At 67.1% G+C, this 14,673-nt stretch carries 16 protein-coding genes; 5 read left to right on the top strand and 11 right to left on the bottom strand.

Going from position 1 to position 14,673, the window contains the following annotated elements; all coding sequences use genetic code 11:
* Window positions 1–9: 9 nt before the first annotated feature.
* The 5 genes from U5A56_RS04490 to U5A56_RS04470 form a co-directional block, all read right to left on the bottom strand.
* Window positions 10–390 carry a hypothetical protein gene (locus U5A56_RS04490; protein ID WP_321921054.1) on the bottom strand — a complete coding sequence of 127 codons (381 nt, stop codon included), beginning with the start codon at window positions 388–390 and terminating at the stop codon, window positions 10–12.
* Between the two features lie 48 nt (window positions 391–438).
* A complete protein-coding gene (locus U5A56_RS04485; RefSeq protein WP_321921053.1) occupies window positions 439–642 on the bottom strand; it encodes a hypothetical protein in 204 nt (67 codons plus the stop codon).
* Window positions 635–1,951, bottom strand: coding sequence for a protein rep (locus U5A56_RS04480; RefSeq protein ID WP_321921052.1), 1,317 nt, complete (start codon window positions 1,949–1,951; stop codon window positions 635–637). The genes U5A56_RS04485 and U5A56_RS04480 overlap by 8 nt, the downstream gene beginning before the upstream one ends.
* A gap of 127 nt (window positions 1,952–2,078) precedes the next feature.
* The gene (locus U5A56_RS04475; RefSeq protein WP_321921051.1) at window positions 2,079–2,444 is read right to left on the bottom strand and encodes a hypothetical protein; all 366 of its coding nucleotides are present in this window, start codon (window positions 2,442–2,444) and stop codon (window positions 2,079–2,081) included.
* 109 nt (window positions 2,445–2,553) lie between these two features.
* On the bottom strand, window positions 2,554–2,748 hold the full coding sequence (locus U5A56_RS04470; protein ID WP_321921050.1) for a hypothetical protein: 195 nt from the start codon (window positions 2,746–2,748) through the stop codon (window positions 2,554–2,556).
* A 400-nt stretch (window positions 2,749–3,148) separates the two neighbouring features.
* On the opposite strand from U5A56_RS04470, the gene U5A56_RS04465 reads away from it, so the two are divergent.
* On the top strand, window positions 3,149–3,478 hold the full coding sequence (locus tag U5A56_RS04465; RefSeq protein WP_321921049.1) for a helix-turn-helix domain-containing protein: 330 nt from the start codon (window positions 3,149–3,151) through the stop codon (window positions 3,476–3,478).
* Between the two features lie 128 nt (window positions 3,479–3,606).
* Entirely contained in the window at window positions 3,607–3,735 is a 129-nt protein-coding gene (locus U5A56_RS04460) for a hypothetical protein (protein WP_044844633.1), read from the top strand.
* Between the two features lie 148 nt (window positions 3,736–3,883).
* On the opposite strand, the gene U5A56_RS04455 is transcribed toward U5A56_RS04460, so the two are convergent.
* Both U5A56_RS04455 and U5A56_RS04450 read right to left on the bottom strand, forming a co-directional pair.
* Window positions 3,884–5,224, bottom strand: coding sequence for an APC family permease (locus U5A56_RS04455; RefSeq protein ID WP_044844550.1), 1,341 nt, complete (start codon window positions 5,222–5,224; stop codon window positions 3,884–3,886).
* 127 nt (window positions 5,225–5,351) lie between these two features.
* On the bottom strand, window positions 5,352–6,197 hold the full coding sequence (locus U5A56_RS04450) for a carbon-nitrogen hydrolase family protein (protein ID WP_044844551.1): 846 nt from the start codon (window positions 6,195–6,197) through the stop codon (window positions 5,352–5,354).
* Between the two features lie 178 nt (window positions 6,198–6,375).
* On the opposite strand from U5A56_RS04450, the gene U5A56_RS04445 reads away from it, so the two are divergent.
* Window positions 6,376–7,194, top strand: coding sequence for a helix-turn-helix transcriptional regulator (locus U5A56_RS04445; protein ID WP_321921048.1), 819 nt, complete (start codon window positions 6,376–6,378; stop codon window positions 7,192–7,194).
* 271 nt (window positions 7,195–7,465) lie between these two features.
* On the opposite strand, the gene U5A56_RS04440 is transcribed toward U5A56_RS04445, so the two are convergent.
* From U5A56_RS04440 to U5A56_RS04425, 4 genes are all read right to left on the bottom strand, one after another.
* Entirely contained in the window at window positions 7,466–8,953 is a 1,488-nt protein-coding gene (locus U5A56_RS04440) for an MFS transporter (protein ID WP_321921047.1), read from the bottom strand.
* Window positions 8,954–9,035: 82 nt separating this feature from the next.
* Window positions 9,036–10,055 carry a cyclase family protein gene (locus U5A56_RS04435; protein ID WP_321921046.1) on the bottom strand — a complete coding sequence of 340 codons (1,020 nt, stop codon included), beginning with the start codon at window positions 10,053–10,055 and terminating at the stop codon, window positions 9,036–9,038.
* A gap of 66 nt (window positions 10,056–10,121) precedes the next feature.
* Entirely contained in the window at window positions 10,122–11,402 is a 1,281-nt protein-coding gene (locus U5A56_RS04430) for a CoA transferase (RefSeq protein WP_321921045.1), read from the bottom strand.
* Between the two features lie 73 nt (window positions 11,403–11,475).
* Complete coding sequence (locus U5A56_RS04425; protein WP_185500287.1) at window positions 11,476–12,240, bottom strand: IclR family transcriptional regulator; 765 nt, start codon at window positions 12,238–12,240, stop codon at window positions 11,476–11,478.
* Window positions 12,241–12,473: 233 nt separating this feature from the next.
* On the opposite strand from U5A56_RS04425, the gene U5A56_RS04420 reads away from it, so the two are divergent.
* Window positions 12,474–13,376 (top strand): CoA ester lyase, encoded by a 903-nt coding sequence (locus U5A56_RS04420; protein ID WP_321921044.1) that lies wholly within the window; start codon window positions 12,474–12,476, stop codon window positions 13,374–13,376.
* Between the two features lie 183 nt (window positions 13,377–13,559).
* Entirely contained in the window at window positions 13,560–14,642 is a 1,083-nt protein-coding gene (locus U5A56_RS04415) for a porin (protein ID WP_321921043.1), read from the top strand.
* Window positions 14,643–14,673: the final 31 nt, after the last annotated feature.

Below are 14,673 nucleotides of genomic sequence, written 5' to 3'. Positions count from 1 at the left end.
GCCCTCCCCTTAAGCCTGGTTGCCGCCGGCCTGCTGTGCGGCCGTCAGCGCGTCGACGGCGGCCTTCGCGCTGTCGGCCAGGGTCACGGCCTGCTGGACCTGGGACATGTGGCTCTGCAGCGTCGACGTGACGCCCTGGGCGAACGTGTCGATCTTGCCGTTGACGAACGCGGTCAGTTTTTCGGTCAGCGCGTCTTCGAGCGCCGACAGGTCAGCCTTCGCGTCGTTTTCCAGCGTCGCCACGCGCGCGTCGATATCGGACAGCGCCTGGTGAATGACGCCGGCCAGGTCGGTCAGCGTCTGCGTGTGCGGCAGGTTGCCGGCGATCAGCTCGGCGAGCGATTCGGCCTTCGCTTTCACGGCCGCGATCAGGGATTCCAGGTCATTCATGGTCTACCTCTTGGTGATGTGCGGCCGTGGTCGGCCGGCCGCGTGCCGTTACAGCGATTCGACTGCCTCGACCAGGCGCAGCACCGCAGCGATCTCGTCGCGGGCGATCCGCTTTTCCATCGCCGACAGCTTCGCGTATTTGCTGCGCAGCGCGGCCGCCTCGACCTTCGCCTTGCGGACTGCGTCGACGATGTCCTGATTGACCATGTCGCCGTAATACACGCCGGTCTTCGATTCGAATTCGTCAGCCATGGGAGGTTTCTTTCTCGGGGTCGTAGAACTTGCGGGTGCGGGCGCTCCAGTACGGCGCGCTGATGGCGCCGCTCGCCCTGCGTTCGTGCTCGCGCGCGAACGCCATGAAGTCGTCGATATCGGCCTGGGCCGTCGACGGGTCGTAGCAGTACTCCGACACGAACGCGAGGAAGCGGCCGAGCATGCTGCGCGCGGTCAGCACGGACAGATCTTCGGCCGAGATCGCGCCGACCACCTCCTCTTCGGGCAGCTGCGCGGCCGCGGCTTCTTCGTCGGACTGTTCCAGGTCGTCCAGGCCGAGCGCGGCCTTCAGGCCAGGCGTCCAGGTCAGCATGCGGCGGCCAGTGAATGCGGCGACGTAGTCGCGGAACTGCGCGGCCGCCTGGCCGTCGCCGGCCGCCGCCCACTCGAGCAACTGGAACGGGTGCGCGCCCTTCTGGCCGCCGCCGGTCTTCGCCGCGTTCATCGTCAGCTCGCGCGACAGGCCCCACTTCGTGTCGCGGCCGAACTTCGCGACGTATTCCGCCGCGTACTGGCCGCCGCGCACGTCCAGGCCGTGGTCAAGCACGTCGGACATCTGCGACGACTCGCACAAGCCGACCTTGAGCAGGGCCTCGTACCAGGCGCGCTTCAGCTCATCGATGAGCCGCGACGACATGCGGCCGGTGTCGCCTTCCTTCACGTCGCCGAACGCGTCAGGCGTCGCGAATACCAGGGAGTGCGTGTGCGGGTGCCAGCCGTGCGTGCCGAGCGTGATTTCGAGCGCCTTGATCGAGCCGGCGCGCACGCCCTTGCCGAGGATCCGCTTGTACGTGCGGCAGTTCTGGAACTTCTGCATCGCCTTCGCCTGCAGCGCGAGCATGTCGACGAGCGGCCGCTCGCCCGCTTCGTGCGGGAAGGTGTTGGTCATCAGCCAGACGTAGCCGCCGTTGCCGACGTGCGCCTTCATGCCGTCGGCCACTTCGGCCTGGCGCTGCATGCAGACCTTCAGCGAGCAGACCGGGCAGGCCCAGACAGATCCGCACGTCGACACGCCGGCCAGGCTCGCGCCGGAGCCGTCGACGTTGCGCCGCACGCCGAGCGTCTCGCCCGGGGACGTGAGCGCGCGCTGGCACCAGCACGTGCGGTGCTGCGCTTCCTTCGCCGCGGCCGGATCGTAGATGACCGACTGCGAGACGCGCAGCAGATCGTGCAGACGGCCCTTCGCCTTCGCCCGGGAAACCGCGTCGGTATTGGGCGTGCGGGGAGCGTGTATCGATTTCGCGTTTATACCAAGAAAACCAGACGGCGATTTTTCGGGGTGGCTCATCGCGCGCGCCTCCCCATCCGGAAGGCGCGGCCGAGCGCGCCCACACGCGTGATGCGGCCGCAGCGCGGGCAACGCGGCTCGTTCAACCAGCGGCCGCCGCAGCGGCGGCACTTTCCACCGATGGAAGTCATTGCCCGCCTCCCGGCACTTCGACGTCGCCGATGAAGGCGCGCGCGCCAGGCACGTTCAGGTCGGCCGCGAAGGTGTTGTAGAGCGCCAGGGCCGAGCGCAGCCGCTCGTATGCGAGCGTGAGCTGCGTGCGCGCGAACGGGTCATCGCCGGCACGCACGCCCTGGTCGGATGGCAGATAGCCCTTCTTCGCGTCGAGCTGCGTGCGCATGGTGCGCAGCGCGGCAGCAGCGGCCGAGCGATCGCCAGGGGCGGTTTCGTGATGGGCGGGAACGGAGACGGCAGAAGCGCGGCGGCCGCGCGGGGGACGGGGGTCGGCGGGCTCGGTATAGCCCAGATCCGTGAAAGCGGAGGATGTTCGCATCAACCCTCCTGGTCGTCGGCGCTGCGCATCGCGAGCGCGATCACGCCAGCGACGGCGCCGATCGCGGCCGTCGCGCCCAGGGCGAAGCCAATTCCGAAGGCGAGCATCATCAGAACGCCTCCCCTTCGTTGAACTCCGCTTCAGCACGGCACCAGCCGGCGCGCCAGGCGTGCCAGTCGTCGGAAAGCCATTCGTGCGGGTTGTCGTCGAGGACCAGGTCGTTGTAGAAGCCGCTGTGCCCGCGCTCGTCGGGCGTCAGGCCCGTGGTACGGGGGTTTTCGCGCAGTTCGGGGAAGCCGGCCATGTCACACCCCCGAGCGAAAGAGCCGTGCGACCAGGCGGCGGAACGCAAAAAAGCGGGGCGGCTTCGCTACTAGCCCGCCCCGCTCGCCCGCTCTCGCCTGAGGTGTGTACGGCCCGTCGATCGTGTAGCCGCCCAAGGCGGCCTGGTGAATTTGTAACGGCTCTTTACGCATGATCTGCCCCTACCTGACCCCGTCCTGAAGGATGGTCGCCCGGGCCGCGCCCCCGTCAGGGCGCGCCGACGGGGTCAGAAGTCGGCCCCGGGCGATGGTCTGGAGAATAGTTCAAGTTACTTGAACACGTCAAATTCAGTTTCACGTTTGCGTAGCTTTCACGTTGTCGCAACTTGAGCGTTGAACTACCCTTGACGTCGGGTCAACGATTTTTGTAAGGGGTCTGTCATGAAAACCACTGTTCAGTGGCTCGACGCGGTGAAGGCGCGTCTCGATCTGCCGTCCGACTACGCAGCAGCGAAAGCGCTGGGCGTGACGCGCTCTGCCGTCAGCGCGTATCGCAACGGGCGTTCGGTATTTGACGAAAAGACGTGCATTAGGGCGGCCGAGCTGCTGGGAATCGATCCGTTGGAAGTGATCGCTTCGGCTCGCGTGGAGAGTGCAAAGGATCCGCTGACGCGCAGCGTCTGGACCCATGCTTTGGAGATTTTTTCCGAGGGTTTTCGCACGCTGGTGCTTCGCGCTAATGCTTGTGGGGCTTGGGTCCCGCAGGTGTAGCACCAGCTTTAGTTAGCGATTTGACGTGTCGTGAATTATCGATATGACTGGTGTGGGAGCAAAGTTGTAATGTCGCGTTCGGGCCGCGTAAGCTGTCCGGCCGCCGGGTGTCCGGGCCGGAGGCTGCGATGGCTGCAACGGAGCGGATCACGATGACGATGCGCGAGCTGGACCGATTCAAGGTCATTCAGGACGTGGCGGACGGCAAGCTCAAGCCGTGGCGCGCGGCCGAACGGCTGGAATTGACGACGCGGTAGATTCGCCGGCTGCTCGCCCGGCTGCGGGAATACGGCGCGTCGGGCCTGACCTGGGCACCGGCACTCATTCCGACGCCAGGAAGCCATTTCGCACGTCGACGACGGGCACCGGTCGATAGCAACCTCACTGCAGCCCGCCTCACCTCGATCAAATCGCCACTTCCGGCGGTGCCTGACGAAACAGCCGCGTAATCCAGCACAGATATCCCAGCCCGAGCACGAACCACGCGATGCCGAGGATCAGTGCCGCCTTCTCGAGACTCACGAGCAGCCAGATATCGGACACCGCGCCGATCACCGGGAACACGAGCCCGCCGAACACCCCGATCCTGCGCTCGCCGTGATTACCCGACAGATACAGGCGAATCACGCACAGATTGACGGCCGTAAAGGCAAGGAACGCGCCGAAGTTGATGAACGACGTCGACGTGGCGACGTCCAGCTTCAGCGCGATCAGGCCGACCACGCCCGCCAGCGCGATGTTGATCGCCGGTGTCTTGAAGCGCGGATGAATGAAACCGAAGACGCGTTTCGGCAGGATTTCGTCGCGTCCCATCGCATAGAGGAGCCGGCCGACGCTCGCTTGCGCGGAGATACCCGACGCGAATTGAGCGAGGATCAGACCCGCGAGGAATACGGTGACGAACACATCGCCGCCGATCATCTTGGCGACCTCGAACGCGGCTGAATCCGTGTCCTTGAATTCGACGCCCGGGTGCGCGAGCTGCATCGTGTACGCTGCGATCACGAAGATCGCCCCACCGATCAGCGCAATCAGCAAGATCGCACGCGGCATGTTCTTTTTTGGCTCGATCGTTTCCTCGGTCAGCGTCGACACCGCGTCGAAGCCGAGGTACGAATACGCAGCGATCGCGGCGCCCGCCATCGTCGCGCCGAACGGCACGTGCGGCTTGAAGAACGGCTCCGCCATCGCGATGCCGCCCGGCCCGGCCGCGGCCGACGCATAGTGCCAGCACAGCGCCACGAACATCACGACGATCGCGAGCTGCACGATCATCAGCACGATATTGAAGCGCGCAGCCAGTTCGATGCCGACGATGTTCAGGCCGCTCGTCAACACGATGAACGCGACGATCCAGATCCAGGTCGGCACATGTGGAAACGCGGCGTTCAGATATGCAGCGCCGATCAACCAGATCACCATCGGCAGGAAGAAATAGTCGAGCAGCGTCGCCCAGCCGATCATGAAGCCGAGGTGCGGGTTGAACGTCTTGCGCGTGTACGTATAGGCTGAGCCTGCAGTCGGATAGAGCCTGGCGAGCTTGCCGTAGCTGAGCGCGGTGAACGCGATGGCGATCAGCGCGAGCAGATAGGCGAGCGCGGCCGTGTCGTCGCTGGCCTTGGCGAGCACGCCGTAGGTACCGTAGACGATCAGCGGCGCCATATAGGCGAGGCCGAACAGCAGCACGGACGGCAGGCCGAGCGTGCGCTTCAGGCTCGGCGATTCATGGGATGACGACGCTTGCATGTTATCTCCTGGACCTTCGGGGCCGATGCGAATGCCTGTATGCCTTCGGCCGACATTTCGATTGAACGGGCACGCCCGGGCGACGCATGACGCCCGCGCGATGCCGTGAACGGACTGCGAAACCGGATTATTCGCCGCGCTGACAACGCGCTTCGATCATGAATGCGCGATGTCCGTCCGACTGTTCGAGCGGCGCGAGATCAAGCGCCACGCGCGTGTCGTGCAGGTAGCTGTAGTGTTCGCGGCTCGCTTCGAGACGCGTGAGATCGAGGTTCGCCCGCACGACCGCCTCGTCCCTGCCCAGTTCGATCGCGGTCTCGCCGAACGGATCGACGAGCGCGGAAAGGCCCGCGAACGTCAGATTGTCGTCGCCGGCCCCGCAGCGGTTCACCATCACCGCGAACATCTGGTTTTCCATCGCGCGTGCCGCGATCGCGCGGCGATGCACCGGGCCGAACGGGTCCATGTTGCCGTTCGTGACGATCAGCAGATCGGCATCGAGCGCGCCGACGGCTCGCGCCGTTTCGGGAAATTCGATGTCGTAGCAGATCAGCAGGCCGACCGTCAGGCCGTTCCAGATGCACGTCGCGAAGCGGTCACCCGGCGTGAAGACACCGACATCCGATGCCCACAGATGCGTCTTGCGATAGCGCAGCACGATGTCGCCCTGCTCGTCGACAAGTACCGTGGTGTTGTAAAACCGGTTGCCGTCGCGCTCCGCGAGGCCCACGGCGACAGCGACGCCCTTTTGTCGTGCCGCGTCGCGTACCGCGGATAATCCGGGGCCATCGAGCGTCTGTGCGACTTCGGCGACATTGTCCCGGGTCGGAAAGCCCGACAACGTCGTCTCGGGGAACACGATCAGTTTCGTGCCGCCTGCCACGTCGACGCGCCCGATCGTGTCGATCACCTTGCGCGTGTTGTGCGCGACGTCGCCGTCGATCAGCGAGAGTTGCGCGAGTTCTACCTGCATGAAACCGTCTCCTTCCAATAGCCTTTCATCGGCGCGTCGTCTGCCCTGCCCTTCTGATACGACGCGCGGTCGAGCGAAACAGGCCGTGTTACCCCTGCCTGTCGAAGTGAGGCCGATTATCGGGTTATTATTTTTGACCTGAAATTCCCCGCCAGGGTTACCCTCACCGGAGCACACGATGGACTTCGAATGGCGAGATCTCGCTTTTCATCGGGAGATTGGCTCGGCCATCGACGCCCTCGATGGCCCGCATTTCTGGGCACGCCTCACGCGTGTGCTCGAGCGGCATCTCGAGTTCGACAACTGGGTCGCGCTGCGTTTCGCGCGCGCCGCGCCGCCTCTCGTGCTTGCCGAGCAGGCGATGCCCGACGGCAAGATCGACCTGATGTTTCAGGACTATCTGGCCGCCCTCTATCAACTCGATCCGTTCTATCTCGCCGCGTTCGAAACGCAGGCGTCGGGCTTCTACACGCTCGCCGACGTCGCGCCGGACAATTTCCGGATGACCGAGTACTACCAGCGGTACTTCAAGAAAAACATCGTCGGCGACGAAGTGCATTTCAACGTCATGATCGATCGCGATCACACATTGGGCTTTTCGCTCGGCAAGACGAGCAAGTACGACGATCGCGAGATTGCGTTGCTCACGCTGTACACGCCCTGGGTCCTGTCGTTGATGCAGCAGCGCTTGCGCTTCGAGATGTTCGCGATCAAGGATGCGCCGCGCGTGACCGAAGGCGAAGCGCCCGACCCGCAGGCGCGCTTCGGGATGCTGACCGGAAAGAGCGGGCGCGGCGCGTTGACCACGCGCGAAACCGAAGTCGCGATGCTGTCATTGAGCGGATTTTCGTCACGCGCGATCGGGGAAAAGCTGTCGATTTCGTTCGAGACCGTGCGTGCGCACAAGAAGCACATTTACGCGAAGCTGGGTGTCGGATCGCAATCCGAATTGTTCGCGATGTTCTACGATCGGGGCAGATCCGGCGAATCTGCGTGATGCGCGTCTCGGTGTCACGGCACGAATACCGGCAGGCGCGCTGCCGCTTCAGGTTTAGCCGGTGAGCATGGAATCACGTGCGTCCAGATTGAGCCGGAGATTCGTGACGGACGCGAATTCCGGCTCCCGGGATAAATGACATTGCCTTGCGATGCGTTTTTGAACCGGGCAATCCTGTCACGACGCGGCGACGCTCGATCGACTACGCCGACGGTGTCTGCCGTCTTGAAACCGTTCGAATCCGCGCCTTGCCCCGTTGCTGCCGGTGCCATTACACCGCCCCATCCCCGGCTCCTTTATGCCGCCCATCGACGCGCCGAGTCGGCAATGCGGCGAGCCCGCGCACCGCCGCCGCGTTCTCGGCGCCATCGTCGCTGCGGCCGGTGATCTCATCCAGCGCCCGGTTGTTGGTGTACGGCCCGAACACACCGATCGACACCATCACGATCAGCATGCTGCCGCCGATCAGCACGAACACTGCGGACACCCCGGCGCGCTCGAGCAGCAGCGCGACGATGAAGCTGCTCGCGATTCCGGTCAGGCGGCCGATCGAATGCACGAAGCCGAGCGTGCGCCCGCGGATCTCGGTCGGAAACACTTCCGACTGGTACGCGGTGCCGTTGCTCGCGAGCACCGTGTTGGACAGCGTGACGAGCAGGCCGAACGCGATCACGAACGGCGCCTGCGCCGACATCGCGAACGCGGTGCCGAACAGCGCGACGCCGAACGCCGACGCGACGATCAGCCACTTGCGCTCGATGCGGTCGGCGAGCACGCCGGCAACGAACGGCGACACCGGATACGCGAACGCGATCACGAACGCATACCAGAGGCTCTTCGTGACACTCGCGCCCTGCGCGGCCAGCAGCGTCGGCAGCCACTGGCTGAAGCCGAAGAAGCCGATGCTCAGGAATGCGTTGAATACGATCAGCATCGCCGTGCGGCCACGATGCCGCGCATCCCACATCGACGGCGCGCGCCGCGCGGCCGGCGTTGCGACAGCCGGCATCCGGACCGCGGGCAGCGGCCGGCCGGATTCCCGCTCGACCGCCTGCTCGAGCCGCCGCAGCACGGCTTCGGCGTCGGCCTCGCGGCCGGTGCTGGCAAGCCAGCGCGGCGACTCCGGCAGCCGCGACTGCAGCCACCAGACGACGACCGCGCCGCTGCCGCCGAGCAGCACGACCCAGCGCCACCCGGACACCCCGAGCGGATCGCGCGGCACCCATAGCCACGACACCAGCGCGAGCACCGGCATCGCGAGATAGCCGATCGCGAAGCACAGCGCGAACGCACGCCCGCGCACTGCTTTCGGCACCAGCTCGGTCAGGAACGCGCCGATCGTGATCAGCTCCGCACCGATGCCGCAGCCCGCGATGAAGCGGCACACGAGAATGCCGAGCGCATGCGTCTGCACGCACATCGCAAGGCTTGCCGCCGTGTAGAGCAGCAGCGCACCGGTGAACAGCGCGCGCCGTCCGATGCGGTCCGCGAGGCGCGACACGAACATCTCGCCGACAAACAGCCCGGCGAACGTCGCCGCACCGAGTGCGCCCTGGTCCGACATGCCGAGCACGCCGTGCGAGCCCGCGTGAAAGATGCCGTCGCGGATCAGCCCGGGCGGCAGGTAGGTCATCTGGAACAGGTCGTAGATCTCGAAAAAACCGCCGACGCTCAGGAACATCACGAGCGTCCAGATGCTGGCCGTCGCGGGCAGGCGGTCGATGCGCGCGGCGATCGACGCCGCATGGGAATGGGACATGGCGATTCCTCGGTGATCCGCCCGCGCGGTCTGCGCGAAGCGGCGGACAGGGCGCCGGCGCGGGTGCGCGCGGCGCCGGCGTTCATACGGTGGCGACCGGATTGACCGGCGACCCGACGAGCCCGCGCAGGTGCAGCGGCGGCGCGGTCAGCAGGAAGCGGTTGCGCCGATGCGCGCGCAGCCAGTCGGCGAGCGGCGTCAGATGCCACAGCTCGCCGAGATGAATGCCGAGCTTGAACAGGCACTGCTCGTGCAGCGGCATCAGCGCGCCGGGCCGCTCGCGCGCCGACGCATGGCGCGGGCGCTCCTCGACCGCATGGTTGTCCGCCGCGAGCGCGGCAAGCCCCGATGCGTCGATCCAATCGAGCAGGCGCGGATCGTTGCCGTCGAGCACGCAGCACACGTCCGGCGCGGCGGGCTCGCCGAGCGCGTCGGCTTCGATCAGGCGATCGGCGAAGCCCGTATGCACGCATACGATGTCGCCGCGCTCGACGACCACATCGTCCGCGCGCAGTACCGACATCCATTCCGCGTAGCCGATCTTGCGCCGCTCGTCGCCGAAGTGGCGGCGCAGGTCGACCATCACGCCGCGCCCCTGCACGCCGGTTTGCGCCATCACCTCGATGCCGAGCGCGCGCGCACCGCCGCGCGGCGCACCCGCTTCGGGCACCCGGATGTGCTCGTCCATCCGGTAGCCGTTGTAGAACACGCGGGCGCGCTCGCCGTTGCCCGCCGGATCGAACAGCGAGCCGACGTGCGACAGTGCATCCCACTGCGTCGAGAACTGCGAGTGCATGCAGAACGAATCGTCGCAAACCACATCGGTTGCGTTGGCAACCTGTTCGTCCGCCCGATAGCCGAAGTACGGCTTGTCGCCGTGCAGCGCCGGCATGATCGCCGGCGGCCGGCGCCGCGCGTTCAGGCCGCCGCCGCGCGGCACGTCGAGCGGCAGGCTCAGCGAGAACACGCGGCCTTCGCGCACCTCCGCGACGCCGCGCAGCACCGCGTCGGGTGTCAGCCAGTTCAAGCGCCCTTTCTGATCGTCAGGGCCGAAATCCCCCCAGTTCGAGCCGGGCGGCCGATGGGTCCAGCGTGGCTTCATGGTGTCTCCTCCATGCAATGTCCAGTGTGCGGCGGCCGTCGTTCGCGGCCGCCTCGCACGGCGCGCCTAGCGCGTGCGGATCACGCCCAGCCCGGCGAGCCGCTCGTATTCGCGTTCGCCGAGCAGCGGCAGCAGGATCTCGCGATTGTTCTCGCCGAGCGCGGGCGCAGGCCGGCGGAACGCGCCGGGCGTGGCCGACAGGCGCGGCGTGATGTTGTGCATCGGCAGGCTGCCGACGTCGTCGTCCGGCAGCTCGACGAGCGCCTCGCGCTCGATTACGTAGTGATCCTGAACGATCTGCGCGATGTCCTGGATCGGCCCGACCGTCACGCCTGCTTCCTCGAAGAACGCGAGATTGGCGTCGAGATCGCGCACGGCGATGAATTCGCCGACAATCGCGTCGAGCGCCTCCGCGTGCTGCACGCGCAGCACGTTGGTCGCGTAGCGCGGATCGTCGATCAGGTCCGCTCGGCCGATCGCGCGGAACAGCCGCTCGGCCATCGCCTGCGTCGAGCTCGACAGGCACAGCCACTTGCCGTCGCGCGTGCGATACGCGTTGCGCGGCGCGGTGTTCGACGAGCGGCTGCCGGTGCGCGCCTTGATCTCGCCGGTCATCACGTAGTTCGCTGCAGCCGGCCCGAGGATCGACAGCAGCGGCTCGAACAGCGACACGTCGATCACCTGCCCCGCCGCGCCGTGCGCGTCACGCGCATGCAGCGCGACCAGCACGGCGATCGCGCCGGACAGCCCGGCCGTCATGTCGCCGAGGAACATCGGCGGCAACACCGGCTCGCGATCGGCGAAGCCGTTGATCGCCGCGAACCCCGCATACCCTTCCGCGAGCGTGCCGAAGCCCGGCTTGTGGCGGTACGGCCCTGTCTGCCCCCAGCCGGAGATCCGCGCGATCACCAGCTCGGGACGGATCGCGAGCAGGTCGTCCGGGCCGAGCCCCATCTTCTCGGCGACGCCGGGCTTGAAGCTCTCGACGAACACGTCCGCGTCGCGCACCAGCCGGCGGACGATGTCGATCCCCTCGGGCGCGCGCAGGTCGACGCACACGCTGCGCTTGTTGCGTCCGTACACCTTCCAGTTCGTGCTGATCCCGCCCGCGCCGACCGCGCGCAGCGTATCGCCGCGCTCGCTCTCGACCTTGACGACGTCCGCGCCGAAATCGGCGAGCTGCACGCTCAGCATGTTGCCCGCCATCAGGCGCGACAGATCGACGACGCGCACGCACGCGAGCGGCCCCTGCGCGCCGGCGTCGAACGGTTTCGGATGGATCGGGCCGGTGGACGCGCGACGGCGCGCGCCGGCCGCGTGAGCGGCCTGCGGGTCGGGAACGAACATGCTTGTCTCCTGGTTGGTGGGTGTGTCGTTCGATGCGGACTTCGAAGTGCGCGCGCTCGGCCGCGCGCCGGCGCTACTCGAGCAGCGCGCCGAGCTGGTCGGCTGCGCGAAACGCCGCGCCCGCGGCGGGCAGATCGCCGCCCAGCGCACGCGTCAGCTCGGCGGCGGCTGCCTGCACGCGCGGCAGGTAGTCGGCCAGCACCTTCTTGTTGAAGCGATAGCGCGGCACGCCGAGCGAGATCGCGCCGCTCAGCACGCGTCCGACGCCGAACGCCGGGCACGCGATCGCCGCGCTTTCCGGGTCGCGCTCGGCAATCGACACCGCGTAGCCCTGCTCGGCCGTCTTCTCGTAGTCGCCGCCGCGCGTGCCGCTGAACGCGAGCAGCACGCGCCCGGCCGCGCCGACGTCGAGCGGAAAGCGGTCGCCTTCGCGCAGGTGCGTGCGCACCGAGCGCTGCGCCTGGATGCGGAACAGGCACACGCGCTGATCCCCTTCGCGCACGTAGAACGCGGCCGTCTCGCCGGTTTCCGCCGACAGCGTCGACAGGATCGGCATCACGTACTCGCGCAGCTGAAACGACTCGCGATACATCATCCCGAGCTGGAACACGGCGGGCCCCAGCACGTAGCGCCCATCCGGCAGGCGCTTGATGAAGCGGAACTGCTCGAGCGACTCGAACATCCGCAACAGCGTGCTCATGTTGAGCCCCGTTTCCTCGCTGACCTGCGCGAGCATCAGCCCGCCGGGCGCGTTGCCGAATGCCAGCAGCGCGGTCAGCGCGCGGTTGACCGCGGCCACGCCGCCCTCTGCGGGATTGCTTGTCTCCATCTTGCTCATGTCCACCTCGTGCGATGCCGGCAGAGTCGTGCCGCGGCGCGGCTGCCGGCATCTAAAAATGAAAGTTGCTTTCATTATACGCAGATCATCGACGACAGCAACATGAATCAACACAGATTCACTCGCTCGTCATTTCTGAAAATCCCCTTTAAAACTAGGCGTTAACGATAATCTTGACGAATGCCATCATCCGCCTCAAAAATGAAAGTGACTTTCATTTTTATGGATCATCGATGGAATTCTCGTCTCAACCGGTCTGGCGCTCGCTGCTGTACGTCCCCGCCCACGTCCCCCGTTTCGTCGCTTCGGCCTCCGCGAGCGACGCCGATGCCCTGATCCTCGATCTCGAGGACAGCGTCCCGCCAGCATGCAAGGAGACCGCTCGCGACGGGCTGGCCGATGCCGTGCCGGCGCTGAGCGCGCCGGGTCGAGACGTGCTGGTGCGCGCCAACGGCCCGCTCGACCTGCTGGTGCCTGACCTGCGCGCGGCGGTCCGGGCCGGCGTGGACGGCGTCGTGCTGCCGAAGGTGCGCGGCGGCTCGCACGTCGAGGCGATCGACGAACTGCTGGCCGCGCTCGAAGAGGAAAGCGGCGCGCCGCCGGGCCGCACGCGGATCGTCGCGATCGTCGAAACGCCGCGCGCGTTCCAGGCGATGGACCGGATCGCGCAGGCATCGCCGCGCGTCGTCGCGATGATGCTGGGCGGCGGCGACTTCGCGCTGAACTGCGAAAGCGCCGCGAGCGCCGACGTGCTGCGCGTGCCGAAGCAACTGCTGATCATTGCCGCGCGCGCCGCCGGCGTCCTGCCGCTCGGCCTCATCGGCGGCCTCGACGAGCTGCGCGATCTCGACGCGTTCGAGCGCATCGCGCGCGCGTCCGCGGAGCTCGGCTATGCGGGCGCGACCTGCATCCATCCGCTGCAGGTCGGCGCGCTCAACCGCGCGTTCCGTCCCGACGAAGACGCGGTGCGCGACGCGAATGCGGTGCTGGCCGCCTACGACGACGCGCGCGCGAACGGGCGCGGCGCGCTGCGCGTCGACGGCAGGATGGTCGACGCGCCTGGCGTCGCCCGCGCGAAGCGCGTGCTCGCGCGTCACGCGGCCGTGCAGGCGCGTGCCGACGGCGCGCCCCGGTGATGCACGCGCCGTCCTGCATCGCCGTGCTTCACCCCGGCACATGCGCACGTCGCGCGTGCGTCCCGCGCCGACGCAGCCGGTTCGCCGCCCTGCCCGGATAGCGCCGCCCGCAGCACCACCGCGCTGCTCGACCAGCGCGGCGCCGCAATCAAACAAACAACAAACCCTCGAAGGAGACAAGCCATGGGCAAGCGAATGTCCGCATTGTGCGGACTGGGCCTCGTATCGGCCGGCGCCTGCGCGCAAAGCACGATCACGCTGTACGGCGTGGCCGACGTCTATACGGAATTCCTCACCCACCAGGCCGCGCCCGGCGACAAGTCGTCGGCATCGCTCGTGCGGATGGCGTCGGGCGGCAAGAGCGGCTCGCGCTGGGGCCTGAAGGGCGTCGAGGATCTCGGCGGCGGCTGGCAGGCCGCATTCCGGCTCGAAAGCGGCATCAACCTGAACAACGGTTCCGGCACCGGCGCGGGCGGCTTCGACCGCTCCGCGTGGATCGGGCTGCAGCACGAGCGCTGGGGCACGCTGCGGCTCGGCCACCAGTATTCGACGCTGTTCGACGTCATGGAGCGCTATTCGCCGACGGGCGCGTACTCGACGCTGTACGAGCCGGCCGGCGCGATCGTCGGCGTCAACTTCCGCGAGAACAACGTCGCCAAGTACCTGGCGAAGCTCGGCTCGCTGACGCTCGAAACGCACTATTCGTTCGGCGGCACGCCCGGCGCGTTCCAGTCGAATGCCGCCTACGGCGCCGGCTTCGATTATGCCGGCGCCGCGTTCTCGTTCGCCGCCGCATTCGACAACGTCAACACGCCGCAGCCTGGCGGCTTCGCGCATTTCCGCCGCTACGCCGCCGCCGCGATCGTGTCGGTCGACCGCGCGCAGCTGCTGGCCGGCGTCACGCACGGACAGAGCGGCGTCGCCACGCGGTCGGTCGTGACGAACTACACGTTCTGGTGGGCCGGCGTGCGCTACATGATCACCCCTTACCTGCAGGCGCTCGGCGCGTTCTATTACGAGGACATCCGTGCGCAGAATCCGCCGGACGCGCAGGCGAGCGCGCCGCACCCGGCCAACCCGCAGCAGGTCACGCTGCAGCTGAACTACTTGCTGTCGAAATCCGTCACGCTGTACCTCGCGGCCGGCTACGCGCGCCGCGCCGCGCTCGATTTCGACAACTACAACTACAACTTCCTCCACTACACGCTGGCCGCCGACCGCGCCGGCAGCGCGGGCGTGGCGCTCGGCCTGCGCAAGCTGTTCTGAGCCCGCCTCTCTCGCCCTTTCAGGAACCTTC

Origin of the sequence: Burkholderia sp. BCC1998 (genome assembly GCF_905339875.1) — a bacterium.
Classification (GTDB): domain Bacteria; phylum Pseudomonadota; class Gammaproteobacteria; order Burkholderiales; family Burkholderiaceae; genus Burkholderia.
The sequence above is the reverse complement of the archived record's forward strand: the minus strand, read 5'-3'. Positions and strand labels throughout refer to the sequence as shown.

Coding starts and splice junctions, on each gene's coding strand:
- U5A56_RS04490 (WP_321921054.1), bottom strand. CDS start 390: ATGAATGACCTGGAATCCCTGATCGCGGCCGTGAAAGCGAAGGCCGAA.
- U5A56_RS04485 (WP_321921053.1), bottom strand. CDS start 642: ATGGCTGACGAATTCGAATCGAAGACCGGCGTGTATTACGGCGACATG.
- U5A56_RS04480 (WP_321921052.1), bottom strand. CDS start 1,951: ATGAGCCACCCCGAAAAATCGCCGTCTGGTTTTCTTGGTATAAACGCG.
- U5A56_RS04475 (WP_321921051.1), bottom strand. CDS start 2,444: ATGCGAACATCCTCCGCTTTCACGGATCTGGGCTATACCGAGCCCGCC.
- U5A56_RS04470 (WP_321921050.1), bottom strand. CDS start 2,748: ATGGCCGGCTTCCCCGAACTGCGCGAAAACCCCCGTACCACGGGCCTG.
- U5A56_RS04465 (WP_321921049.1), top strand. CDS start 3,149: ATGAAAACCACTGTTCAGTGGCTCGACGCGGTGAAGGCGCGTCTCGAT.
- U5A56_RS04460 (WP_044844633.1), top strand. CDS start 3,607: ATGGCTGCAACGGAGCGGATCACGATGACGATGCGCGAGCTGGACCGA.
- U5A56_RS04455 (WP_044844550.1), bottom strand. CDS start 5,224: ATGCAAGCGTCGTCATCCCATGAATCGCCGAGCCTGAAGCGCACGCTC.
- U5A56_RS04450 (WP_044844551.1), bottom strand. CDS start 6,197: ATGCAGGTAGAACTCGCGCAACTCTCGCTGATCGACGGCGACGTCGCG.
- U5A56_RS04445 (WP_321921048.1), top strand. CDS start 6,376: ATGGACTTCGAATGGCGAGATCTCGCTTTTCATCGGGAGATTGGCTCG.
- U5A56_RS04440 (WP_321921047.1), bottom strand. CDS start 8,953: ATGTCCCATTCCCATGCGGCGTCGATCGCCGCGCGCATCGACCGCCTG.
- U5A56_RS04435 (WP_321921046.1), bottom strand. CDS start 10,055: ATGAAGCCACGCTGGACCCATCGGCCGCCCGGCTCGAACTGGGGGGAT.
- U5A56_RS04430 (WP_321921045.1), bottom strand. CDS start 11,402: ATGTTCGTTCCCGACCCGCAGGCCGCTCACGCGGCCGGCGCGCGCCGT.
- U5A56_RS04425 (WP_185500287.1), bottom strand. CDS start 12,240: ATGAGCAAGATGGAGACAAGCAATCCCGCAGAGGGCGGCGTGGCCGCG.
- U5A56_RS04420 (WP_321921044.1), top strand. CDS start 12,474: ATGGAATTCTCGTCTCAACCGGTCTGGCGCTCGCTGCTGTACGTCCCC.
- U5A56_RS04415 (WP_321921043.1), top strand. CDS start 13,560: ATGGGCAAGCGAATGTCCGCATTGTGCGGACTGGGCCTCGTATCGGCC.